14 protein-coding genes are annotated in these 20566 nt (G+C 63.6%); 2 read left to right on the top strand and 12 right to left on the bottom strand.

What is annotated here, in order from left to right; translation table 11 throughout:
- Positions 1 to 5: 5 nt before the first annotated feature.
- From B9A31_RS07665 to pgm, 3 genes are all read right to left on the bottom strand, one after another.
- Positions 6 to 950 carry a FecR domain-containing protein gene (locus B9A31_RS07665; RefSeq protein WP_019098367.1) on the bottom strand — a complete coding sequence of 315 codons (945 nt, stop codon included), beginning with the start codon at positions 948 to 950 and terminating at the stop codon, positions 6 to 8.
- Positions 947 to 1459 (bottom strand): sigma-70 family RNA polymerase sigma factor, encoded by a 513-nt coding sequence (locus B9A31_RS07660; RefSeq protein ID WP_016713856.1) that lies wholly within the window; start codon positions 1457 to 1459, stop codon positions 947 to 949. The genes B9A31_RS07665 and B9A31_RS07660 overlap by 4 nt, the downstream gene beginning before the upstream one ends.
- Before the next feature lie 78 nt (positions 1460 to 1537).
- Complete coding sequence (pgm, locus tag B9A31_RS07655; protein ID WP_019098365.1) at positions 1538 to 3175, bottom strand: phosphoglucomutase (alpha-D-glucose-1,6-bisphosphate-dependent); 1638 nt, start codon at positions 3173 to 3175, stop codon at positions 1538 to 1540.
- A 129-nt stretch (positions 3176 to 3304) separates the two neighbouring features.
- Here pgm and B9A31_RS07650 point away from each other — a divergent pair, with 129 nt between their 5' ends.
- Positions 3305 to 3952, top strand: coding sequence for a DUF1345 domain-containing protein (locus tag B9A31_RS07650; protein ID WP_019098364.1), 648 nt, complete (start codon positions 3305 to 3307; stop codon positions 3950 to 3952).
- 274 nt (positions 3953 to 4226) lie between these two features.
- Complete coding sequence (locus B9A31_RS07645; protein ID WP_019098363.1) at positions 4227 to 4487, top strand: DUF1652 domain-containing protein; 261 nt, start codon at positions 4227 to 4229, stop codon at positions 4485 to 4487.
- Here the strand turns inward: B9A31_RS07645 and B9A31_RS07640 are convergent.
- From B9A31_RS07640 to B9A31_RS07600, 9 genes are all read right to left on the bottom strand, one after another.
- Positions 4484 to 6571 (bottom strand): putative bifunctional diguanylate cyclase/phosphodiesterase, encoded by a 2088-nt coding sequence (locus B9A31_RS07640; protein WP_019098362.1) that lies wholly within the window; start codon positions 6569 to 6571, stop codon positions 4484 to 4486. The genes B9A31_RS07645 and B9A31_RS07640 overlap by 4 nt on opposite strands.
- Before the next feature lie 150 nt (positions 6572 to 6721).
- Positions 6722 to 8212, bottom strand: coding sequence for an efflux transporter outer membrane subunit (locus B9A31_RS07635; RefSeq protein WP_016713852.1), 1491 nt, complete (start codon positions 8210 to 8212; stop codon positions 6722 to 6724).
- Complete coding sequence (locus tag B9A31_RS07630; protein ID WP_084296847.1) at positions 8209 to 11316, bottom strand: efflux RND transporter permease subunit; 3108 nt, start codon at positions 11314 to 11316, stop codon at positions 8209 to 8211. The genes B9A31_RS07635 and B9A31_RS07630 overlap by 4 nt, the downstream gene beginning before the upstream one ends.
- Positions 11313 to 14411, bottom strand: coding sequence for an MdtB/MuxB family multidrug efflux RND transporter permease subunit (locus B9A31_RS07625; protein WP_084296846.1), 3099 nt, complete (start codon positions 14409 to 14411; stop codon positions 11313 to 11315). The genes B9A31_RS07630 and B9A31_RS07625 overlap by 4 nt, the downstream gene beginning before the upstream one ends.
- Entirely contained in the window at positions 14408 to 15721 is a 1314-nt protein-coding gene (locus B9A31_RS07620; RefSeq protein WP_027608910.1) for an MdtA/MuxA family multidrug efflux RND transporter periplasmic adaptor subunit, read from the bottom strand. Before B9A31_RS07620 ends, B9A31_RS07625 begins: the two co-directional genes overlap by 4 nt.
- 260 nt (positions 15722 to 15981) lie before the next feature.
- Positions 15982 to 16482, bottom strand: a complete 501-nt coding sequence (gene tpx / locus B9A31_RS07615) for a thiol peroxidase (protein WP_019098358.1) — start codon at positions 16480 to 16482, stop codon at positions 15982 to 15984.
- A gap of 166 nt (positions 16483 to 16648) precedes the next feature.
- Entirely contained in the window at positions 16649 to 17929 is a 1281-nt protein-coding gene (locus B9A31_RS07610) for a serine/threonine transporter (RefSeq protein ID WP_025752601.1), read from the bottom strand.
- Between the two features lie 207 nt (positions 17930 to 18136).
- Complete coding sequence (locus B9A31_RS07605) at positions 18137 to 19333, bottom strand: amino acid aminotransferase (protein ID WP_019098357.1); 1197 nt, start codon at positions 19331 to 19333, stop codon at positions 18137 to 18139.
- A gap of 205 nt (positions 19334 to 19538) precedes the next feature.
- Entirely contained in the window at positions 19539 to 20564 is a 1026-nt protein-coding gene (locus tag B9A31_RS07600) for an Ldh family oxidoreductase (RefSeq protein WP_084296845.1), read from the bottom strand.
- Positions 20565 to 20566 lie beyond the last annotated feature (2 nt).

Here is a 20566-nt window from a genome sequence, read left to right as displayed (position 1 = left end):
CAGCCTCAAGCACGATTTTCTCGTGCAGCAAGGCTGACCCAGTAGCGCGTGCGTGCTTGTACCTGCAACGGCAGGCTGGCGGCGAGCAAGGCAAGAACCCGGTCGGTATCATCAAGGCGGAAAGTGCCAGTTACCCGCAGGCGCTCCAGTTCCGGCGCCCAACGCAGCACGCCGGGGCGGTACCTGCGCAGCTCGTGCAACAAGTCGCCCAAGGGGCGGTCATCCAGCCGCAGTACGCCCTCACGCCAGCCCAGCCGCCATTCATCCAGGCCTGTCACCGGACCGACACCTGCCACCTGCAAGCTGGCCTGCTGCCCGGCGTGCAGTACGTGTGCCGGGCCGCGCAGTGGCTGCAGGCTGGCTACGCCATCGGCCACCAATACCCGGCAGGCCTCATCGACCAGCCGCAGGCAAACTTCACCACCGCCGAGCACCACCTGGCCATAAGGCACCTGCAACGTCAGGTTCAGGTTGGCGGGCACCTTCACTGCCACTTCGCCGCGAAGCAACGTCAGGCGGCGTGCATTCATGTCGATATCCACCGCACTGTCGGTGTTCATCTGCACGAATGTGCCATCGCTCAACAGCACCTGCCGACGTTCGCCTACCGAGGTGTGCATGTCGGCAGTCCAGGCATCCAGAGGCAGCTCACGGCTGACCAGCCAGGCTGTCGGCAACAGCGCGGCAATAGCCAAGGCTTGCTTGAGCAGTGCGCGTCGGCCGGCGTCCGGGCGGTCCAGAGTTGCCATGGCCAAAGCGCCGGGTAAAGCGGTAAAGCGCTGACGCAACAATGATGCCTTTTGCCAGGCGTCTTCATGCAAGCTGCTGCTGGCCCGCCATTGCGCCAGGCGCAGCAAGTCGCCCTCACTGGCGTCGCCAGAATCCAGCAGCGCCAGCCAGCGGGCGGCAGCACGCACAGCTTCGCGGATTTCGGGGGAATGGGGGGTCATTGCAATTCGGCCAGCAGGCAATGTTCGTAAGCCTGCGCCATGTAGCGTTTCACCGAGCGCTCGCAAACGCCCAGGCGCTTGCCGATTTCGGCGTAACCCACACCTTCGAGCTGGCTCCAGAGAAAGGCCTTGCGCACTGGTGCCTTCAGGCCATCGAGCAATTCGTCGAGTGCTTGCAGGGTTTCCAGCAATATCCAGCGTTTTTCTGGCGAGGGCACATGCTGCTCGGGCAAGGTGGCCAAAGCATCGAGATAAGCCTGTTCCAGGCTACGTCGCTGGTGGAAGTTGCTCAGCAGGCGCTTGCCGACTGTCAGCAGGTAGGCCCTTGGCTCACGTATGTCTGCCAATGGTTGGGCACTGGTCAGTACCCGCAGAAAAGTATCCTGGCTGAGATCGGCGGCATCCCAGGCATTGCCCAGGCGCCGGCGTAGCCAGGTTTCGAGCCAGCTGCGGTGCTCCCGGTACAGGGCAGGCAGGCTAGGTTCCGTTGGCGGCGCGGCGTCGATCATGAGGATGGCCCTGCGGCGGCGTAAATAGGATTAATTCTAATTTACGTTGCGGCGCAGGGCCAAGCGGTTTGTTACCGGTCAGGCAATCGCTGCATCCACCAGCACCTGCGCTTCCTGCACCAGGCGCTGCAGGTGCGCCTCGTCGATGAAGCTTTCGGCGTAGATCTTGTAGATGTCCTCGGTGCCCGACGGCCGTGCGGCGAACCATCCGTTGGCGGTCATCACCTTCAGCCCGCCAATCGCCTGGCCATTGCCCGGCGCGTGGCTGAGGATCTGCACGATAGGCTCACCGGCCAGTTCGGTCGACTTGACCTGCTCCGGCGCCAGCTTGCTCAGCAGCGCTTTCTGCCGCGCATCGGCCTTGGCTTCGACCCGGGTAGCGTACGGTTTGCCCAAGGCTTCGGTCAGGTCCGCGTAGGCCTGGCTCGGGTTACGACCGGTGCGGGCGGTCATCTCGGCAGCCAGCAAGGCCGGGATCAGCCCGTCTTTGTCGGTCGCCCACACGGAGCCATCGCGGCGCAGGAACGACGCACCGGCACTCTCTTCGCCGCCAAAGCCCAGCGAGCCGTCGAACAACCCTTGGGCAAAGAACTTGAAGCCCACCGGCACTTCGTACAGCTCACGGCCCAGACGCTGGGTGACGCGGTCGATCAGGCCGCTGGACACCACGGTTTTGCCAACGGCAGCATCGCTACGCCATTGCGGGCGGTGGCGGTACAGGTAGTCGATGGCCACAGCCAGGTAGTTGTTCGGTTGCAGCAGGCCTTCCGGGGTAACGATGCCGTGGCGGTCGTGGTCCGGATCGCAGGCGAAGGCCACATCGAAGCGCTCGCGAAGGCCGATCAGGCCCTGCATGGCGTATGGCGAGGACGGGTCCATGCGGATCTGGCCGTCCCAGTCGACGGTCATGAAGCGGAAGGTGGGGTCTACCTCGGTGTTCACCACTTCCAGGTCCAGCTTGTAGTGTTCGGCAATGGCCGACCAGTAGCGCACCCCTGCCCCGCCCAGCGGGTCGACGCCCAGGCGCAGTTTGGCGCCACGGATGACATCGAAGTCGATGACGTTTTCCAGGTCCGCCACATAGCTGCTCACGTAATCGTGGCGCTGGGTGGTCGGGGCCTGCAGCGCCTGGGCATGGTCCATGCGCTTGACGCCTGCCAGGTTCGCCGCCAGCAGTTCGTTGGCCTTGGCCTCGACCCACTTGGTCACATCGCTGTCGGCCGGGCCGCCATTGGGCGGGTTGTACTTGAAGCCACCGCTTTGCGGCGGGTTGTGCGACGGGGTGATGACGATGCCGTCGGCCAGGCCCTGCTGGCGGCCACGGTTGTGGCAGAGGATGGCGTGGGACACAGCCGGCGTGGGCGTGTATTCGTCGTCCTTCGACAACCTGACTTGCACGCCGTTGGCCGCCAGCACTTCCAGCGCGCTGGCCGTGGCCGGGGCCGACAGGGCGTGAGTGTCGGCGCCGATGAACAGCGGGCCATCGATGCCCTTTTCCTGGCGGTACAGGCAGATGGCCTGGGTGATGGCCAGCACGTGGTATTCGTTGAAACTCAATTCAAGCGAAGTGCCCCGGTGCCCCGAGGTGCCGAAGGCCACCCGCTGGGCCGCCACGGCAGCGTCTGGGCGGCCGGTGTAATAGGCGGTGAGCAGTCGGGGAATATCGACCAGCACGCTGGCCGGAGCCGGCTTGCCTGCCAAAGGACTGAGCGTCATGCAAAAACCTCGAGTTCAACAGATGTTGGTGTTGGAACGTGCAGTGTACTGAGAGTTGCAAGGGTGTGCGATGGGTGCCGGCAAAGAACAAGCTAGAGTAGAGACCACACCCACCGTGAATGAGGCCCCATGGCTTTCCACCGCCTGACCCGTACCCACCCCCGCCTGAGCTTCGCCGCAGCGGCAGGCCTGATTGGCGCCTGGCTGATCCCTGCCGATGACGCCGTGCAACACATCCTCGCTGGCTGGAACCTGGGCGTCTGGCTTTACCTGTTGCTGGTGCTGTACCTGAGCTGGGGCGCCGGCCCGGAAAAGGTCCGCAAGGTTGCCCGCGTCGAAGACGAAAACGCAGGCCTGGTCCTGCTCACCGTGTGCATTGCCGCCATCGCCAGCCTCGCCGCAGTCACCCTGCAACTGGTGTCCAGCCGTGGGCTGCAAGGCGCAGACCTGGCCCTGCACTACCTCTACACCGGCCTGACCGTGGCCGGTTCCTGGCTGCTGATTGGCTGCATCTTCAGCCTGCATTACGCCCGGCTGTTCTATACCGGGCAGAATCACGAGCCACCGCTGCGCTTCGCCGATGGCGAGCGCAACCCGGACTATTGGGACTTTCACTACTTCTCGTTCACCATCAGCGTGGCCGTGCAAACGTCAGATGTGGGGGTTGCCGGCAGGCGGCTGCGGCGGATCGTGCTGGCGCATTCCATCGTAGGTTTCGTGTTCAATACCGCAATTCTGGGGTTCACCATCAACATTGCCGCCGGGTTGCTGGGCTGAGCGCACCACTCGTCTGAAAAACTGTGTGCCAAACAGCTCTGAAACCGGACTTAACAGAGCGGAAAACCGTTCCTATCACGCCTGGAAAACGTTTGCCCTGCCGACTGCAGCGCCAAGGATTTCGTGACGCGTATGTGACCGCTGTCATGCATTGGCACATTTGTCGTATTTGCAACCGAGAATCACGCGTGGCAGCTGCTATGTTTACATTCCCGGCAGCCGCATCGATGTGGCCATCCGCTCACCACGTCCAGGCACGGACAAGGAGGCAGGCATGAACAAGATGACGTTCCCCAACGCCTGCCAGGTGATGCGCTGGCATTTTCACCCGCTGGGCTTCGAGGCCATCATGGATGCGCCACGCAGCATGGTGGCGCGACTCTTCGACCGCGCTACCGGCGAAACGCTACTGGCCATAGCCGGTATCCCCTGCACGGCAGTCATGGCTGCCGCCGACGTTGAACGCATCATCGAGGCCGTCGAAGCGGAGATGGACGCGTTCATCCCCAGCTTCACCTTGCGCGATGCCGTCTAGCCCGCTGCGGTATCTTGCGGCCGCAATGCTTGCAACTTGCTCATGAACTGTTCGGCGGGCACGGGCTGGCCCAGCAGGTAGCCTTGCAGCGAATCACACCCAAGTCGGGTCAGGAAGTCTTGCTGCTTGTCGGTCTCCACCCCTTCGGCAACGATGCGCAGGCCCAGCGCCTGGCCCAGTGCGACGATGGCCGAGACAATCGCTGCATCGTCGCTGTCCTGTTCCAGGTCACGCACGAAGCCACGGTCGATCTTCAGCTCGTTGGCCGGCAGGCGTTTGAGGTACATCAGGCTGGAGTAGCCGGTGCCAAAATCATCGATGGACAGGTCCACACCCATGTCGGACAGGCGTTGCAGCACGGTCAGGCTGGCATCGGCATCGTGCATGGCGGTGGTTTCGGTAATTTCCAGTGTCAGGCAGTTGGCCGGCAGGCCGTTCTGTTGCAGGGCCCGGGCCACGCTCTCGACCAGCCCGGCATGGCAGAACTGGATGGCCGACAGGTTCACGGCCATGCGCCAGCCTTGATGCCCTTGGTCCAGCCACTGGCGCATCTGCCGGCAGGCTTCGTCCAGCACCCATTCACCGATAGGAATGATCAGGCCGGTTTTCTCTGCCAGGCCAATGAAGCGGTCAGGCAGCAGTAGCCCTTGCTGCGGGTGTTCCCAGCGCAGCAAGGCCTCGGCACCGATCGGCTGACAAGCCTGGGCGTCGAACTTGGGCTGGTAGTGCAACCGGAACTGGCGCTGCTCCAGCGCCTGGCGCAGGTCCTGCAGCAGTTGCAGTTGCTGGCGGGCGTTGCTGTTCATCGACACGTCGAAGAAGCTGTAGCCGTTCTTGCCGGCGCTCTTGGCGTGGTACATGGCAGCGTCGGCATTGCGCAACAGCTCGTGCTGGTCCTGGCCGTTGCCCGGATACAGGACAATGCCCAGGCTCGCCGACAGTTGCAGGTCGTGTTCGGCCACGCGGAATGGTCGCGACACCAGGTTGACCTGCTTGACCGCCACGTCCATGGCATCGTTCGGCTCCTGCAATTCCACCAGCAGCACGAACTCGTCACCGCCGATGCGCGCCAACGTGTCCTGGCTGTGCAAGTGGCCGCGCAGCCGCCCCGCCACGGCCTTGAGCAGCAGGTCGCCAATGTGGTGACCGAAGGCATCGTTGACCGGTTTGAAACCGTCCAGATCAATGAACATCAGGGCAAAACAGCCGCCCTGCTCCGCCACCCTGGCAATGGCCTGCTCGATGCGGTCGGCCAGCAACGTGCGGTTGGGCAGATCGGTCAGGGTATCGTGCAGGGCCAGCTGGGTGAGCTCCTGGTTGGCCAGGGTCAGCGAACGGGCCAGTTCGGCGGTGCGCGCCTCCAGGCGCGCGTCCAGCACCGAGGTGAGCAAGGCCACGGCCAACACCGCCAAGGTAGTGATCAACACCAGGTAAACCAGGCTGTCGCCCTGCAACCCACCTGCCAGCGCACCGCAGAAACTGCCTTCGGGGAAGTTCGCCGCCGCCATGCCGGTGTAATGCATGCCGACGATGGCAAACCCCATGACCACTGCCGCCAGCCCGCGGATCTGCCGCACGTAGGGGGTGTGTTTGCGCAGACGGAAGGCGATCCATAACGCCGCCGCAGACGCACCCACGGCAATCAGCAGCGAAGCGCCAAACAGCGTCGGGTCATAGTCGATGCCCGGCAGCATGCGCAGCGCGGCCATGCCGGTGTAGTGCATGCAGGCGATGCCGGCGCCCATGATCAGCGCGCCGAAGCCCAGTTGCAGGCACGGCAGGCTCGGCTGGCTAACCAGCCACAGGGCAAAGCCCGAGGACAGCACGGCGATCAGCAGCGAGAACGCGGTAAGCGCCAGGTCATAACCCAGGTCGATAGGCAGGCTGAACGCGAGCATGCCGATAAAGTGCATCGACCACACGCCGATGCCCATGGCCAACGCGCCGCCCCCCATCCACAAGTAGGCAGCCCGGCCCTTGGCCGTGGCGATGCGGCCGGTCAGGTCAAGGGCGGTATAAGACGCCAGAATCGCCACGCACAGCGAAATCAGCACCAGCGAAGAGGAGTAGCTACCGGTCAGCATTGGAGTTCCAGCGACGGGACAGGGGGCCCGGCAAAAGCTGACGATTGTACTCAAGCTTAGGCGAAACGCACGGGGTTTCTGCGAATGGGAATGGATCCAATGCACTCTCTGCGGGAGAATGTCCAGCCCCTTTGGAACGCAGAGAGCAGGTCAATCCTGCTCGGCAAATGCCTGTTCTGCATCCCAGCCGCCACCCAGCGCAGCCACCAGCTGCACACTGGCCACCAAGCGACCTTGCAACAGGTTCAACACACTGCGCTCGTTGCTCAATGCCGTGGTCTGCACGTTCACCACATCCAGGTAGCCGATCAACCCTGCGCGGTACTGGTTCTCGGTCAGGCGCAGCGACTCGCGGGCGGCATCCAGCGCTTCCTGGCGCACCACCGCTTCATCGCCGTACACCTTCAACTGCACCAGCAGGTTCTCCACTTCCTTGAAGCCGTCGAGCACGGTCTGGCGGTATTGCGCCACGGTCTGGTCATACGCGGCCACCGTGCGGTCCACCTCGGCGCTGCGCTTGCCAGCGTCGAACAGGGTCAGCGCCAGTTGCGGGCCTACCGACCAGTAGCGGTTGGGCAGCTCGATCCAGTTGCTGAAGCTGCTGCTGGAATAGCCGCCGCTCATGCTCAGGCTCAGATCGGGGAAATACGCCGCCCGTGACACGCCGATGTTGGCATTGGCGGCCATCACGTTACGCTCGGCAGCAGCAATATCCGGGCGCCGCTCCAGCAGCTGCGAAGGCAGGGATACCGGGATTTGCGGCAGCGCAGGAATGTCCTTGCTGTCGGCCAGAGCAAAGTCGGCCGGGGTTTTGCCCAACAGCACGGCAATGGCGTTTTCGAACTGCGCACGCTGCCAGATCAGGTCGATCAGGTCAGCCTGGGTGCTCTTGAGCTGGGTGCGCGCCTGGGCCACCGCATCCGGCCCCGCAACGCCGGCGCGATACTGGTTTTCGTTCATCCGCAACGAGCGCTCGTAGGCCGCCACAGTGGCTTCCAGCAGACGCTTTTGCTCGTCTATTACCCGCAGTTGCAGGTAGTTCTGCACCAGCTCGGATTGCTGGCTCAAGCGGATCGACGCGAGGTCGGCGAAGCTGGCTTCGGCACTGGCCTCGTTGGCATTCATGGTTTCGCGCAGCTTGCCCCACAGGTCGATTTCCCAGCTCACACCCAACTGCGCGTTGTAGGTGTTGCGAATACCGCTGCTGTTGTTGGACAGGCTCGAACTGGAACTGCCGGTGCCCTGGGCCGAGCGGTTCTTGCTGGTGCTCAGGTCCAGGCTCGGGAACAACGCCGCGCGGCTGCTGCGCACCAGCGCCTGGGCCTGGCGGTACTGGGCTTCTGATTGCGCTACGGTCTGGTTGCTACGGTTCAGTTCCTCAACCAGCGCATTGAGCCCGGCATCGCCGTAGATTTCCCACCAGGCGCCGCGGGCGATGGCGTCGGATGGGGCGGCCTGGGTCCAGCCTTCGGCGTGCTTGAACTGCGCCGCCGAGCTGTTAAGTTCGGGGCGATGGTAGTCCGGGCTCAAGGTACAGGCACTGAGCAGGGCCACGCACAACCCGGCGCCGAGCAGGCGCGAGCCACGCCCACGGGTCAGCGTTTGCAGGGCACGATGAAGTGGGGTCTGGGCAAAAGTCATAGCGGGTTTTCCAGGGCGGCGTCGGTGCGCACGCCGCGCCAACGGTTGAAACGGTGGCGCAGGCGGTCCAGGTACAGGTAGACCACCGGCGTCGTGTAAAGGGTGAGGATCTGGCTGAACACCAGGCCACCAATGATGGTCAGGCCCAGCGGCTGGCGCATTTCTGCACCTTCTGCATGGCTCAACAGCAGCGGCAAGGCGCCAAGAATGGCCGCCAGGGTGGTCATCAGGATCGGCCGCAGGCGCAGCAGGCACGCCCGGCGAATCGACTCCTCCGGCGACAGCCCTTGGTGACGCTCCAGTTGCAAGGCCAGGTCGATCATCAGGATGGCGTTTTTCTTCACCACGCCAATCAGCAGGAACAGCCCCAGCAGCGAGATCAGGCTGAACTCGCCCCCCGTGACGTACAACGCGAGCAAGGCCCCGACACCGGCTGAAGGCAGTGTCGAAAGAATGGTCAGCGGGTGAATGTAGCTTTCGTACAAGATGCCCAGCACCAGGTACACCAGCACCAGCGCACCGAGGATCATGAACGGTTGGCCCTCCTGCGTCTTGGCAAAGGCGTCGGCAGTGCCACCCAGCTTGGCGATCACTTCCTCAGGCAAGCCCAACTTGGCCACTGCGCGCTCCAGCGCTGCCATGGCCTGGTCGGGGCTGTAGCCTTCCGCGACGTCGAAGGCAATGTCTTCCGAGGCGAACTGGCCTTCGTGGCTGACGCGGTCGTTGGCCAGGCTGTTTTCGTAGTGGGCGATGGTGGACAGCGGCACGCGGGCGCCCTCGGCGGTGATCACCTGCACTTGCTCCAGGGTGCTTGGGTCCCAGGCGTATTTCGGGTTGATCTCCAGCACCACCTGGTACTGGTTGAGGCTGTCGTAGATGGTAGAAATCTGCCGCTGGCTGTAGGCGTTGTTCAACACCGTGGTAACCATGTCCATGTCGATGCCCAGGCGCTTGGCCTGGTCGCGGTCGACCACCAGGGTCACCTGCTGGGTGCCGGCACCGTCACGCGCATCGATAGCAGTGAGTTCCGGCAGTGCACGTACAGCAGCGACCACTTTCGGGAACCACTCACGCAGCGCTGCCAGGTCGCCACTCTGCAGGGTATACAGGTACTGCGACGACGTCTGGTCACGGCCACCGCCGCCCAGTTGCAGGTCCTGGTCGGCCATCAGGAACAGGCGCCCGCCAGGCACTTTGGGCATTTCCTTGCGCAGGCGCTCGATCACCTTCTGCGCATCGATCTTGCGCTCGCTGATCGGTTTCAGCCGCACCAGCACCATGGCGTTGTTGGTACCGCTGTTGCCACCGATGAAACCTGCAACGCTCTGCACTGCCGGGTCGGCGAGCAATGCACGGCGGTAGATTTCCATCTTCGGCTGCATCACGGTGAACGACAGCCCGTCGTCGCCGCGGATAAAGCCCATCAGCTGCCCGGTGTCCTGCTGCGGGATCAACGTCTTGGGCACCACTACGTACAGCGCGATGTTGATGCCGATGGTGGCCAACAGGCTGAGCAGCGTCAGGCGATTGTGGCGCAGGGCCCAGCCCAGGCTGCGGTCGTAGGCGTTGACCATGCGCTGGTGCAGTTTGTCGCTCCAGCGTTGCAGGCGTGTCTGCTCGGCCTGATGCGGTTTGAGCCAGCGGGCGCAGAGCATGGGCGTCAGGGTCAGCGACACCACCAGCGACACGATGATCGCCGCCGCCAAGGTGATGGAGAACTCCTGGAACAGGTTGCGCACGATGCCACCCATGAACAGGATGGAGACGAATACCGCCACCAGCGACACGTTCATCGACAGCAAGGTGAAGCCTACTTCCTTGGCGCCGAGGAAGGCCGCCTTCATCGGCGGCTGGCCGTCCTCGATGTGCCGCGAGATGTTTTCCAGCACCACGATGGCGTCGTCCACCACCAGGCCGGTAGCCAGAATCAGCGCCATCAGCGACAGGTTGTTCAGCGAGAACCCGCACAGGTACATGACCGCGAAGGTGCCCACCAGCGACACCGGCACGGCCAGGCTGGGGATCAGCGAGGCGCGCAGGCTGCCGAGGAACAGGTACACCACCAGGATCACCAGCACCACGGCAATCAGCAGGGTGTGCTCGGCCTCTTTCAGGGTGGCCTTGATCACGGGCGAGCGGTCCATGGCCACGTTCAGCTGCACGCTGGCTGGCAGCAACGACTGCAGGGCCGGCAGCTGTGCCTTGATCTGGTCAACCGTTTCGATGATGTTGGCGCCGGTCTGGCGGTTGACCACCAGCAGCACGGCCGCCTGGTCATTGAAGAAGCCGCTGTTGTACCGGTTCTCGACGCCATCGGTGATGGTCGCCACGTCGGACAGGCGCAGGATGGTACCGTTTTGCTGGCGGATCACCACCGGCTCGTAGTCCTTGGCGCTTTCCAGCTGGTCGTTGGCGCGCACCTGCCAGTTGCGCTCGGCGTCCTCGACAAAGCCCATGGGCCTACGCTGGTTGGCGTTGGACACCGCCGTGCGCACTTCGTCCAGCGACAGGTTGTACTGGTTGAGCAGTTGCGGCTCGACGGCGATGCGCACCGCCGGCAGCGAGCTGCCGCCGATCTGCACCTCCCCTACCCCCGACACCTGGGCCAGGCTCTGCGACAGGATGGTGTCGGCCAGGTCGTACAGCTGGCCTTTCTGCAGCACATCCGAGGTCAGCGACAGCACCATGATCGGCGCCTGGGACGGGTTGATCTTTTTGTAGGTGGGCATGCTGCGCATGCCGCTGGGCAGCAGGTTACGGGTGCCGTTGATCGCCGCCTGCACCTCGCGCGCCGCACCGTCGATGTCGCGGCCCATCTCGAAGCCGATGATCACCCGTGTGGAGCCTTGGTTGGAGCTGCTGGTCAGGGTGGTCACGCCAGCAATGCTGCCCAGCTTGCGCTCCAGCGGCGTGGCCACAGTGGAGGCCATCACTTCCGGGCTGGCGCCGGACAGGTTGGCCGACACCACGATCACCGGGAAGTCCATCTGCGGCAGCGGCGCCACCGGCAGCAAGCCGAAGCTGACCCCACCCAGCAGCATGATCGCCAGGCTCAACAGCATGGTCGCCACCGGGCGACGGATGAAAGGACCGGACAGGTTCATGCCTCGGCCTGCTTCACATCAGTGGCCGGGCGCCAGCGGCGAGCCAGGCGGTCGAAGTAGAGGTAGATGACCGGGGTGGTGAACAGCGTCAGCACCTGGCTGACCAGCAAACCGCCCACCATCACCAGGCCCAGTGGCTGACGCAGCTCGGCGCCGGAACCGGTGGCGAGCATCAGCGGCACGGCACCGAACAGCGCGGCCAGGGTGGTCATCAGGATCGGCCGGAAGCGCAGCAGCGCGGCCTGGTAGATGGCATCGCGCGGGCTCATGCCTTGGTTACGCTCGGCCTCCAGGGCGAAGTCGATCATCATGATGGCATTCTTCTTGACGATACCGATCAGCAGGATGATACCGATGATGGCGATCATGCCCAGGTCGTTGCCGCTAATGAGCAGCGCCAGCAAAGCGCCCACTGCTGCCGACGGCAAGGTCGAGAGGATGGTCACCGGGTGAATGTAGCTTTCGTACAGCACCCCCAGCACGATGTACATGGTCACCACCGCCGCCAGGATCAGCAGCAAGGTGCTCGACAGCGATGCCTGGAAGGCCTGCGCCGCACCCTGGAAGCGGGTTTGCACGCCCAGCGGCATGCCGATGTCCTTCTGTACCTGCTCGATCACCTGAACGGCTTCGCCCAGCGATGCACCGTGGGCCAGGTTGAACGACAGGGTGACTGCCGGGAACTGGCCGATGTGGGAAATGGCCAACTGGGCCTGGCGCTGCTCAATACGCGCCAGCGCCGACAGGCGCACCTGGCCGCCATCGGTGGCCTTGACGTGAATCGACTCCAGCGCTCGCGGGCCGATAAGTGCCGCGTCCTGCGACTGCAGTACCACACGGTACTGGCTGGCCTGGGTGTAGATGGTGGAGATCTGCCGTTGGCCAAAGGCGTCATACAGGGCGTTGGTGATCTGCGACACCGTGATGCCCAGGCGGCTGGCCATGTCACGGTCAATCACCAGGTAGACCTGCAAGCCTTTGTCCTGCAGGTCGCTGGCCACGTCGGCCAGTTCCGGGCGCTGCTGCAGCGCCTGTACCAGCTTGCTGCTCCATTGGGCCAACAGGTCGGCGTCGGGCGACGACAGGCTGAACTGGTACTGGGTGCGGCTGACACGGTCTTCGATACTCAGGTCTTGCACCGGCTGCATGAACAGGCGGATACCCACCAGCCGGTCGAGTTGCGGCTGCAGGCGGCTGATGACCTCGCTGGCGGTGACATCCCGTTCGCCATGGGGCTTGAGGTTGATCAGCAGGCGGCCACTGTTGAGCGTGGCGTTGTCGCCGTCTACACCGATATAGGACGACAGACTTTGAACCGCCGGGTCCTGCAGGATGACCTTGCTCAGGGCCTGCTGGCGCTCGCTCATGGCGGCAAACGAGGTGGACTGCGGCGCTTCGGAAATGCCCTGGATTACCCCGGTGTCCTGCACCGGGAAGAAGCCCTTGGGCACCACCATGTACAAGAACACCGTCAGCGCCAGGCTGGCCACGGCGACCAGCAGGGTCAGCGGCTGGTGCTTCAGCACCCATTGCAGGGCACTGCCGTAGTGCTTGATCAGCCAGTCGATCCAGGCACCACTGGCACGGTAGAAGCGCCCCTGCTCTTCTTCCTTGGGCTCGCGTTTGAGCAGCCGGGCGCACATCATCGGCGTCAGGGTCAGCGACACCACCAGGGAAATCAGGATGGCCACCGCCAGGGTAATGGCGAACTCGCGGAACAGCCGGCCAACCACGTCAGCCATGAACAGCAGCGGGATCAGTACCGCGATCAGCGAGAAGGTCAGGGAAATCAAGGTGAAGCCGATTTGCCGGGCGCCCTTGAGCGCCGCCTGCATGGGCGTCTCACCCTCTTCGATATGCCGCGAGATGTTTTCCAGCATCACGATGGCATCATCGACCACGAAGCCGGTGGCGATGGTCAGGGCCATCAGCGTCAGGTTGTTGACCGAAAAACCGGCCAGGTACATGACGCCGAAGGTGCCGATCAGCGACAAAGGCACGGCAATCGAAGGGATAATGGTGGCACTGAAGCGGCGCAGAAAGAGGAAGGTGACCATCACCACCAGGGCGATGGCGATCAGCAGTTCGTGCTGTACGTCCTTCACGGCTGCGCGAATGGTCTGGGTACGGTCGGTCAACACCGACACATCCAGCCCAGCCGGCAGGTTGTCGGTGATCGAAGGCAACAAGTCCTTGATGCGGTCGACCACTTCGATCACGTTGGCGCCCGGCTGACGCTGGATATTCAACAGCACTGCATGATTTTCGTTGGCCCAGGCGGCCAGGCGCTCGTTCTCCGCGCCGTCGACAATTTCGGCCACGTCTTTCAAGCGCAGCGGCGCACCGTTGTTGTAGGCCAGGATCAGGTTGGCGTATTCCTCGGGGGAACGCAGCTGGTCGTTGGCATCGAGCATCGACACCCGGGTCGGGCCGTCGAAGTTGCCCTTGGGCTGGTTGACGTTGGACGCGCCAATCAGCGTGCGCACGTCATCCAGGCTCAGGCCGTTGGCGGCCAAGGCATCGACGTTGACCTTGATGCGCACTGCCTGGCGCTGGCCGCCGGCAATGCTGACCATGCCCACGCCACTGATCTGCGCGAGCTTTTGCGCCACGCGGGTGTCGACCAGGTCGTTGAGCTTGGGCAGCGGCATGGTCTTGCTGGAGATGGCCAAGGTCAGCACCGGGGTGTCGGCCGGGTTGACCTTGTTGTACACCGGTGGCGCTGGCAGGTCGCTGGGCAGCAGGTTGCTGGCGGCGTTGATCGCGGCCTGCACCTGTTGCTCGGCAACGTCCATGTTCATGTCGAGGTTGAAGCGCAAGGTCAGCACCGACGCGCCGCCGGAGCTGGTCGAGGCCATTTGCTCAAGGCCAGGCATCTGGCCGAACTGGCGCTCTAGCGGTGCGGTGACTGCACTGGTCATGACCTGCGGGCTGGCGCCGGGGTACAGGGTCATGACGCGGATGGTCGGGTAATCCACCTGCGGCAAGGCAGAAACCGGCAGCAGCTTGTAGGCGATCAGGCCGGCCAGGACGATGGCCAGCATGCTCAGCGTGGTGGCGACCGGCCGCAGAATGAACAGACGCGAGAGGTTCATGCGCCCGCCTTGCCTGCTGCTTTGCCAGGTTGTGCTTCACCGGTTTGCGCCGAACCTTTGGCCTCTTGCCCTTGCAGGTGCTGGCCCGGGGTGGTCGGCACTTGCGAGCTGTCTTCGACCACTTCAACCTTGGTGCCTTCGCGCAGGCGGTCGGTACCTTCCAGCACCAGCCGGTCACCGGCCTTCAGGCCGTCGAGAATGACGCTGTTCTCGCCATCACTGGCGCCCACCTTGACCTTGCGCACGTTAACGGTGTTCTCGGCATTGACCACGTAGGCGAAGCTACCGTCATTGCCGAACTGGATGGCCGCCGCCGGGGCCATGACCACCTGCTTGAGGGTATCGGCCAGCAAACGCACGTTGACGAACTGGTTGGGGAACAGGGCCAGGTCCTTATTCTCGAAGCGGCCTTTGAATTTGAGGGTGCCAGTGGTGGTGTCGATCTGGTTGTCGATGCTGCCCAGCACGCCGGTAGATTGCAATTTGCTGTCACTGCGGTCCCAGGCCTCGACCGGCAGGCTGGCGCCACTGCGATAACGCTCCAGCACGGTGCTCAGCTGGGTTTCCGGCAGGGTGAAGGCGACGTTGATCGGCTCGGTCTGGGTGATGACCACCAGTGCGGTGGTGTCGTTGGCCGCCACCAGGTTGCCCAGGTCAAGCTGACGCAGGCCGACACGGCCGCTGATCGGCGCACGGATCTGGGTGAAGTCGAGGTTCAGGCGGGCATCGTTGACCTGGGCCTGGTTGGTCTTGACCAGCCCCTGGAATTGCGCCACCTGTGCTTCGGCGGTGTCGAGGGTTTGCTTGGCGATGCTGTCTTCGGCGTACAGGCCTTTGTAACGGGCCAGGTCGACCTGGGCGTTCTTCAACTGCGCCTGGTTCTGCGCCAAGGTGCCTTCGGCTTGCTGCAAGGCGATGCGGTACGAGCGCGGGTCGATTTCGGCGAGCAAGTCGCCGGCCTTGACCTGCTGGCCTTCCTTGAAGTGGATTTTCACCAGTTCGCCAGCCACGCGGCTGCGTACGTTGACGGTGTTGGTCGCGGTGACCGTGCCAAGGGCCTTGTAGTACAGCGGGAAATCACCCACTCGCACCGGCTCGACGCGCACGGGTACCGCTTCGCTGGAGCCGCCAAAGCCCGGGCGACCGCCCATCATGCCCATGCCCTTGCCGCCGCGCCCGCCGCCGCCACTGGCTTCTTTATGCGCAGGCGTTGCTGCAGGCCACAGCCACCAGGCCAGTGCAGCCACCAGCAGCAGGATCAGCAGGCCAACGAGCCAGCGACGGGGGGAACGGGAATTGGACGCTTGCATGGGTTGAACGAACCTTGTTCGGAATGGCGACTTGGGGAGGGTGGACGATAAGCAATGGCATCGTTTAAGCAAAGGGCCTTTACCAGAGGTTTACCTTAGGCTGACGTTGCCAAGACGCGGAATTTTAAATGAAAACGGCCCGGAGAGCGTTCCGGGCCGTTACAGGGTGTTGCCTGGAGCGGTGGCGGGCTCAAGGGGTCCGCTGCCTGTGCTGGCCCTATGGCCGGCACAGGACTCCACCGCCCTGCCCCACGCAATCCTTACTTCAGTACAGCAAGGGCTGCATCGTAGTTCGGTTCGTCAGCGATTTCGCCAACCAGCTCGCTGTGCAGCACCTTGTCGTTCTCGTCCAGCACTACCACAGCGCGGGCAGCCAGGCCGGCCAGCGGGCCGTCGGCGATGGCGACGCCGTAGTTTTCGAGGAACTCGCGGCCACGCAGGGTCGACAGGTTCTTCACGTTTTCCAGGCCTTCAGCACCGCAGAAGCGTGCCTGGGCGAACGGCAGGTCGGCGGAGATGCACAGCACGACAGTGTTGGCGACATCGTTGGCCTGGGCGTTGAACTTGCGCACGGAGGTAGCGCAGGTTGGGGTGTCGACGCTCGGGAAAATGTTCAGCACTTTGCGCTTGCCGGCGAAGTCTTTCAGCGACTTGTCAGCCAGGCCTTCACCGACCAGGGAGAAAGCCGGAGCCTGGGCGCCGACCTGTGGCAGGTTGCCGTTAACCTGAACCGGGCCGCCTTTGAGAGTCACTTGAGCCATGACGAAATCCTTATGCTGGGTTTGAAAAGGACACTGAGTTAAGCATGAAGCCGGCCGGGTGCCTATGGGTCAGGTGAAATTGTTCTATTTCCCGACACTTTTTGTGGACAAAAAAATGCCCAGGTTGCGACAAGCAACCCGGGCATTCCTCATTGCAGGGGGCGAATCAGCCCAGCAGGCCGTAAACCACCGAAGTCAACGCAACCAGGCCGACCACCACGACGAACACGTTGGAGGCCGCACCGCTGTACTTGCGCATCGACGGTACGCGGCGAATGGCATACATCGGCATCAGGAACAGCAGCACCGCCAGGATCGGGCCGCCGAGCGACTCGATCATGCCGAGGATGCTCGGGTTGAGGGTGGCAACGATCCAGCACACCACCAGCATCAGTGCAGCAACCACGCGGTCCAGGGTTTTGGCACCCGGGCGCGCGCCAGCCTTGGTGATGATGCCCTTCAGGCCTTCGCTGGCACCGATGTAGTGGCCCAGGAACGACTTGGCGATAGCCACGAAGGCGATCAGCGGTGCAGCGAACGCGATAGTCGGGTTGCTGAAGTGGTTGGCCAGGTACGACAGGATCGACAGGTTCTGTGCCTTGGCTTCGGCCAGCTGGGCGCTGCTGAGGGTGAGCACGCAACTGAACACGAAGAACAGCACCATCACCACCATCAGCAAGTGAGCACGGCGCAGGATCTGGCCACTGCGCTCATCGGCGTGCTCGCCGTAACGGCGCTTCTGGTCCACCGCGAAGGCCGAGATGATCGGCGAATGGTTGAACGAGAACACCATCACCGGAATGGCCAGCCACAGGGTGTGCAGGAACGCCGAAGCCGGCGGCACCTGGGTGGCGCTGTCGAGGATGCCACCGGTCCAGTGCGGCACCAGGTACAGGCCAAGCAGCGCCAGGGCGACGATGAACGGGTACACCAGCAGGCTCATGACCTTGACCGTGGCCTGCTCGCCGCAACGCACGATGGCCAGCAGGCCGAGGATCAGCACGAACGACAGGATGGCCCGCGGTGGCGGCGCCATGTGCAGCTGGTGCTCCATGAAGCTGGACACGGTGTTGGTCAGCGCCACGCTATAGATAAGCAGGATGGGGAAGATTGCGAAGAAATACAGCACGGTGATCGAGGCACCGGCGGTGCTGCCGAAGTGCTCCTTGACCACCTCGGTGATGTCGCCACCGTTGCGCCCCGACAGGACGAACCGGGTCAGACCACGGTGGGCAAAGTACGTCATCGGGAAGGCCAGGATGGCCAGGATCAGCAGCGGCCAGAAACCGCCAAGGCCAGCGTTGATCGGCAGGAACAGGGTTCCGGCGCCGATGGCTGTGCCGAACAGGCCCAGCATCCAGGTAGTGTCGTGACGCGCCCAGCTGCCAAGGGTGGCGGGGGTCGATTCTGCAAAGCGTTGTTCAACGCTTGGGGCCTGCTCATTCATTCCGGGTGAAGCTCCACTCGCAAGACTGCAACAGGCTGAGAATGGCGAAATAGTGCCTTCGCCCAACTCAACCGGAAAAGAGGGGCGCGATTGTGCACGGAAAGGTTGCACTTGCGAAGCCCCTTTCCGAGGGGCGGTTGCACTTGTCTTTACAAGCGGGTTGTGCCGACAGGAAATGCAAGGGGCCGCGCAGGCCCCTTGGCGGTGTTACTTCTGGACGGCAGCGAACGCTTCGGCAACCCGTTGCAGGTTGGCCGGGCGCAGGCCGGACATGCACACGCGGCCACTGTCGATCAGGTACACCCCGAATTCGTCCCGCAGGCGGCGCACCTGCTCGACGCTGAAGCCGGTGTAGCTGAACATGCCACGCTGGCGCAGGAAGAACTGGAAGTCCTGGCCTGGCAACAGCACCGCCAGGGCATCGACCAGCGCCTGGCGCATGTCGAGGATACGCTTGCGCATTACTTCCACTTCTTCGGCCCATTGGGCATTGAGGCCGGCATCGCTCAGCACGCCAGCGACCAGTTGGGCGCCGAAGTTGGGCGGGCTGGAGTAGTTGCGGCGTACGGTGGCCTTGAGCTGGCCAAGCACGCTCTGGGCGGTGGCGTCATCGTCGCAGACCACCGACAGGCCGCCTACCCGCTCGCCATACAGCGAGAAGATTTTCGAGAACGAGTTGCTGACCAGGCACGGCACACCGGCACGGGCCATTTCGCGGATGGCGTAGGCGTCTTCCACCAGGCCTTCGGCGAAGCCTTGGTAGGCGATGTCGAGGAACGGGATCAGCTGGCGTGCCTTGACCACTTCGACCACTTGTTGCCACTGGTGTTGTTCCAGGTCGGCGCCGGTCGGGTTGTGGCAGCAGGGGTGCAGCAGTACCACGCTGTTGGCCGGCAGGGTCTGCAGGGTGTCCAGCATGCCGTCGAAGTCCACGCCACGGGTGGCCTGGTCGAAGTACGGGTAGGTGTGCACCTTGAAGCCGGCGCCTTCGAAGATGGCGCGGTGGTTGTCCCAGGTTGGGTTGCTGACCCAGACTTCGGACTGCGGGAAATAGCGCTTGAGGAAGTCGGCACCGACTTTCAGGGCGCCGGAGCCACCCACGGTCTGCACGGTGGCCACGCGGCCGCCGGTCACAGCCGGGTGATCGGCACCGAACAGCAGTGCCTGGATCGCCTGGCGGTAGCTGGCCAGGCCTTCCATCGGCAGGTACAGGGAAGCTTCGTGGTCCTGGCCGGCGATGCGTTTTTCCACCGCATCCACAGCCGCCAGTTGCGGCACCACGCCAGCCTCATCGTAGTACAGGCCGATACTCAGGTTGACCTTGTCGGCGCGCGGATCGGCCTTGAAGGTTTCCATCAACGAGAGGATCGGGTCGCCGGCATAGGCATCGACATGTTTGAACACAGCGTGCAGCTCCTTGGATCAGGACAGTACGAAAAGTCAGCGTTGAGCATACCCGGAGTGCGGGTTCAGGAACATCCACTATTGTGCAAGGTTGTCTATGCAACATTGCATGGCTGGGAATTTGTGCTGGATTCTTAGCGGCACGCCCGCTCCCACAGGTTCAGCGCGTACCTGTGGGAGCGCGCGTGCCCGCGAAAGGGCCGGGTCAGCCAAGCAAGTCTTTCAGGCCCTGCAACTCCTGCTCGGTCACCGCCACCCCCTCCTCCTCAGCCACCTCACGCTCGCGGTATCGCCGCTCACCCGGCATGCGCGTCAACCCCACCGCCTGCATCTGTTCCACCAACTCGCGGCTGCGCTGGGCAAAGCGCTCGCCCTCGGCCTTGTGCGGGTCGATGACGATGATCAGTTGCCCGGTCCATGGCGTTTTCGCCCCTGGGTGCCCCGACCAGTCGAACTCCCAGGAGAAATGCCCACCGGTCAGCGCCGCCGCCAGCAACTCGACCATCATCGACAGCGCCGAGCCCTTGTGCCCGCCAAACGGTAGCAAGGCGCCACCCTCCAGAATCGCCAGCGGGTCGGTGGTCGGCTCGCCATTGGCATCCACACCCATGCCTTCTGGTAGTTGCTGGCCGGCACGCGCAGCAATCTGCACGTCACCGTGGGCCATGGCGCTGGTGGCCATGTCGAAGACGATCGGGTCGTGTTCGGCGCATGGCGCAGCAAACGCGATGGGGTTGGTGCCGAACAGTGGCTTGCGGGCGCCATGCGGCACCACACAGGTCATGCTGTTGACCACGCTCAGGGCCACCAGGCCCTCTTCGGCAAACGGCTCTACATCCGGCCACAGTGCCGCGAAGTGGTGCGAGTTGTGGATTGCCAATACGGCAATGCCGGCATTGCGCGCCTTGGCAACCAACAACTCGCGGGCCGCAGCCAGCGCCGGCTGGGCGAAGCCGCCGGCTGCATCGACACTGACATAGCCGGCAGCTACATCACTGACCTTAGGTATGGCCTGGCCGTCAACCCAGCCACTGGCCAGGGTCGAAACATACCCGGGCATGCGGAATACCCCATGGCTGTGCGCGCCATCACGCTGGGCACTGGCACAGTTGTAAGCCAGCACCCCAGCCACACGCTCGCTGCAGCCATGGCGCCGGAAGATGGCCTGCAACAGGCCCTGCAGTTCGGTAAAAGGCACACGCACGACAGTGCCGGTAGAAGGTGCGGACATCT

It is taken from the genome of Pseudomonas sp. URIL14HWK12:I5 (assembly GCF_900176445.1).
In the GTDB taxonomy this organism is placed as follows: domain Bacteria; phylum Pseudomonadota; class Gammaproteobacteria; order Pseudomonadales; family Pseudomonadaceae; genus Aquipseudomonas; species Aquipseudomonas monteilii.
Note: the sequence above shows the minus strand (reverse complement) of the source record. Positions and strands in the feature narration are given on the sequence as shown.

Coding starts and splice junctions, on each gene's coding strand:
- B9A31_RS07665 (WP_019098367.1), bottom strand. CDS start 950: ATGACCCCCCATTCCCCCGAAATCCGCGAAGCTGTGCGTGCTGCCGCC.
- B9A31_RS07660 (WP_016713856.1), bottom strand. CDS start 1,459: ATGATCGACGCCGCGCCGCCAACGGAACCTAGCCTGCCTGCCCTGTAC.
- pgm (WP_019098365.1), bottom strand. CDS start 3,175: ATGACGCTCAGTCCTTTGGCAGGCAAGCCGGCTCCGGCCAGCGTGCTG.
- B9A31_RS07650 (WP_019098364.1), top strand. CDS start 3,305: ATGGCTTTCCACCGCCTGACCCGTACCCACCCCCGCCTGAGCTTCGCC.
- B9A31_RS07645 (WP_019098363.1), top strand. CDS start 4,227: ATGAACAAGATGACGTTCCCCAACGCCTGCCAGGTGATGCGCTGGCAT.
- B9A31_RS07640 (WP_019098362.1), bottom strand. CDS start 6,571: ATGCTGACCGGTAGCTACTCCTCTTCGCTGGTGCTGATTTCGCTGTGC.
- B9A31_RS07635 (WP_016713852.1), bottom strand. CDS start 8,212: ATGACTTTTGCCCAGACCCCACTTCATCGTGCCCTGCAAACGCTGACC.
- B9A31_RS07630 (WP_084296847.1), bottom strand. CDS start 11,316: ATGAACCTGTCCGGTCCTTTCATCCGTCGCCCGGTGGCGACCATGCTG.
- B9A31_RS07625 (WP_084296846.1), bottom strand. CDS start 14,411: ATGAACCTCTCGCGTCTGTTCATTCTGCGGCCGGTCGCCACCACGCTG.
- B9A31_RS07620 (WP_027608910.1), bottom strand. CDS start 15,721: ATGCAAGCGTCCAATTCCCGTTCCCCCCGTCGCTGGCTCGTTGGCCTG.
- tpx (WP_019098358.1), bottom strand. CDS start 16,482: ATGGCTCAAGTGACTCTCAAAGGCGGCCCGGTTCAGGTTAACGGCAAC.
- B9A31_RS07610 (WP_025752601.1), bottom strand. CDS start 17,929: ATGAATGAGCAGGCCCCAAGCGTTGAACAACGCTTTGCAGAATCGACC.
- B9A31_RS07600 (WP_084296845.1), bottom strand. CDS start 20,564: ATGTCCGCACCTTCTACCGGCACTGTCGTGCGTGTGCCTTTTACCGAA.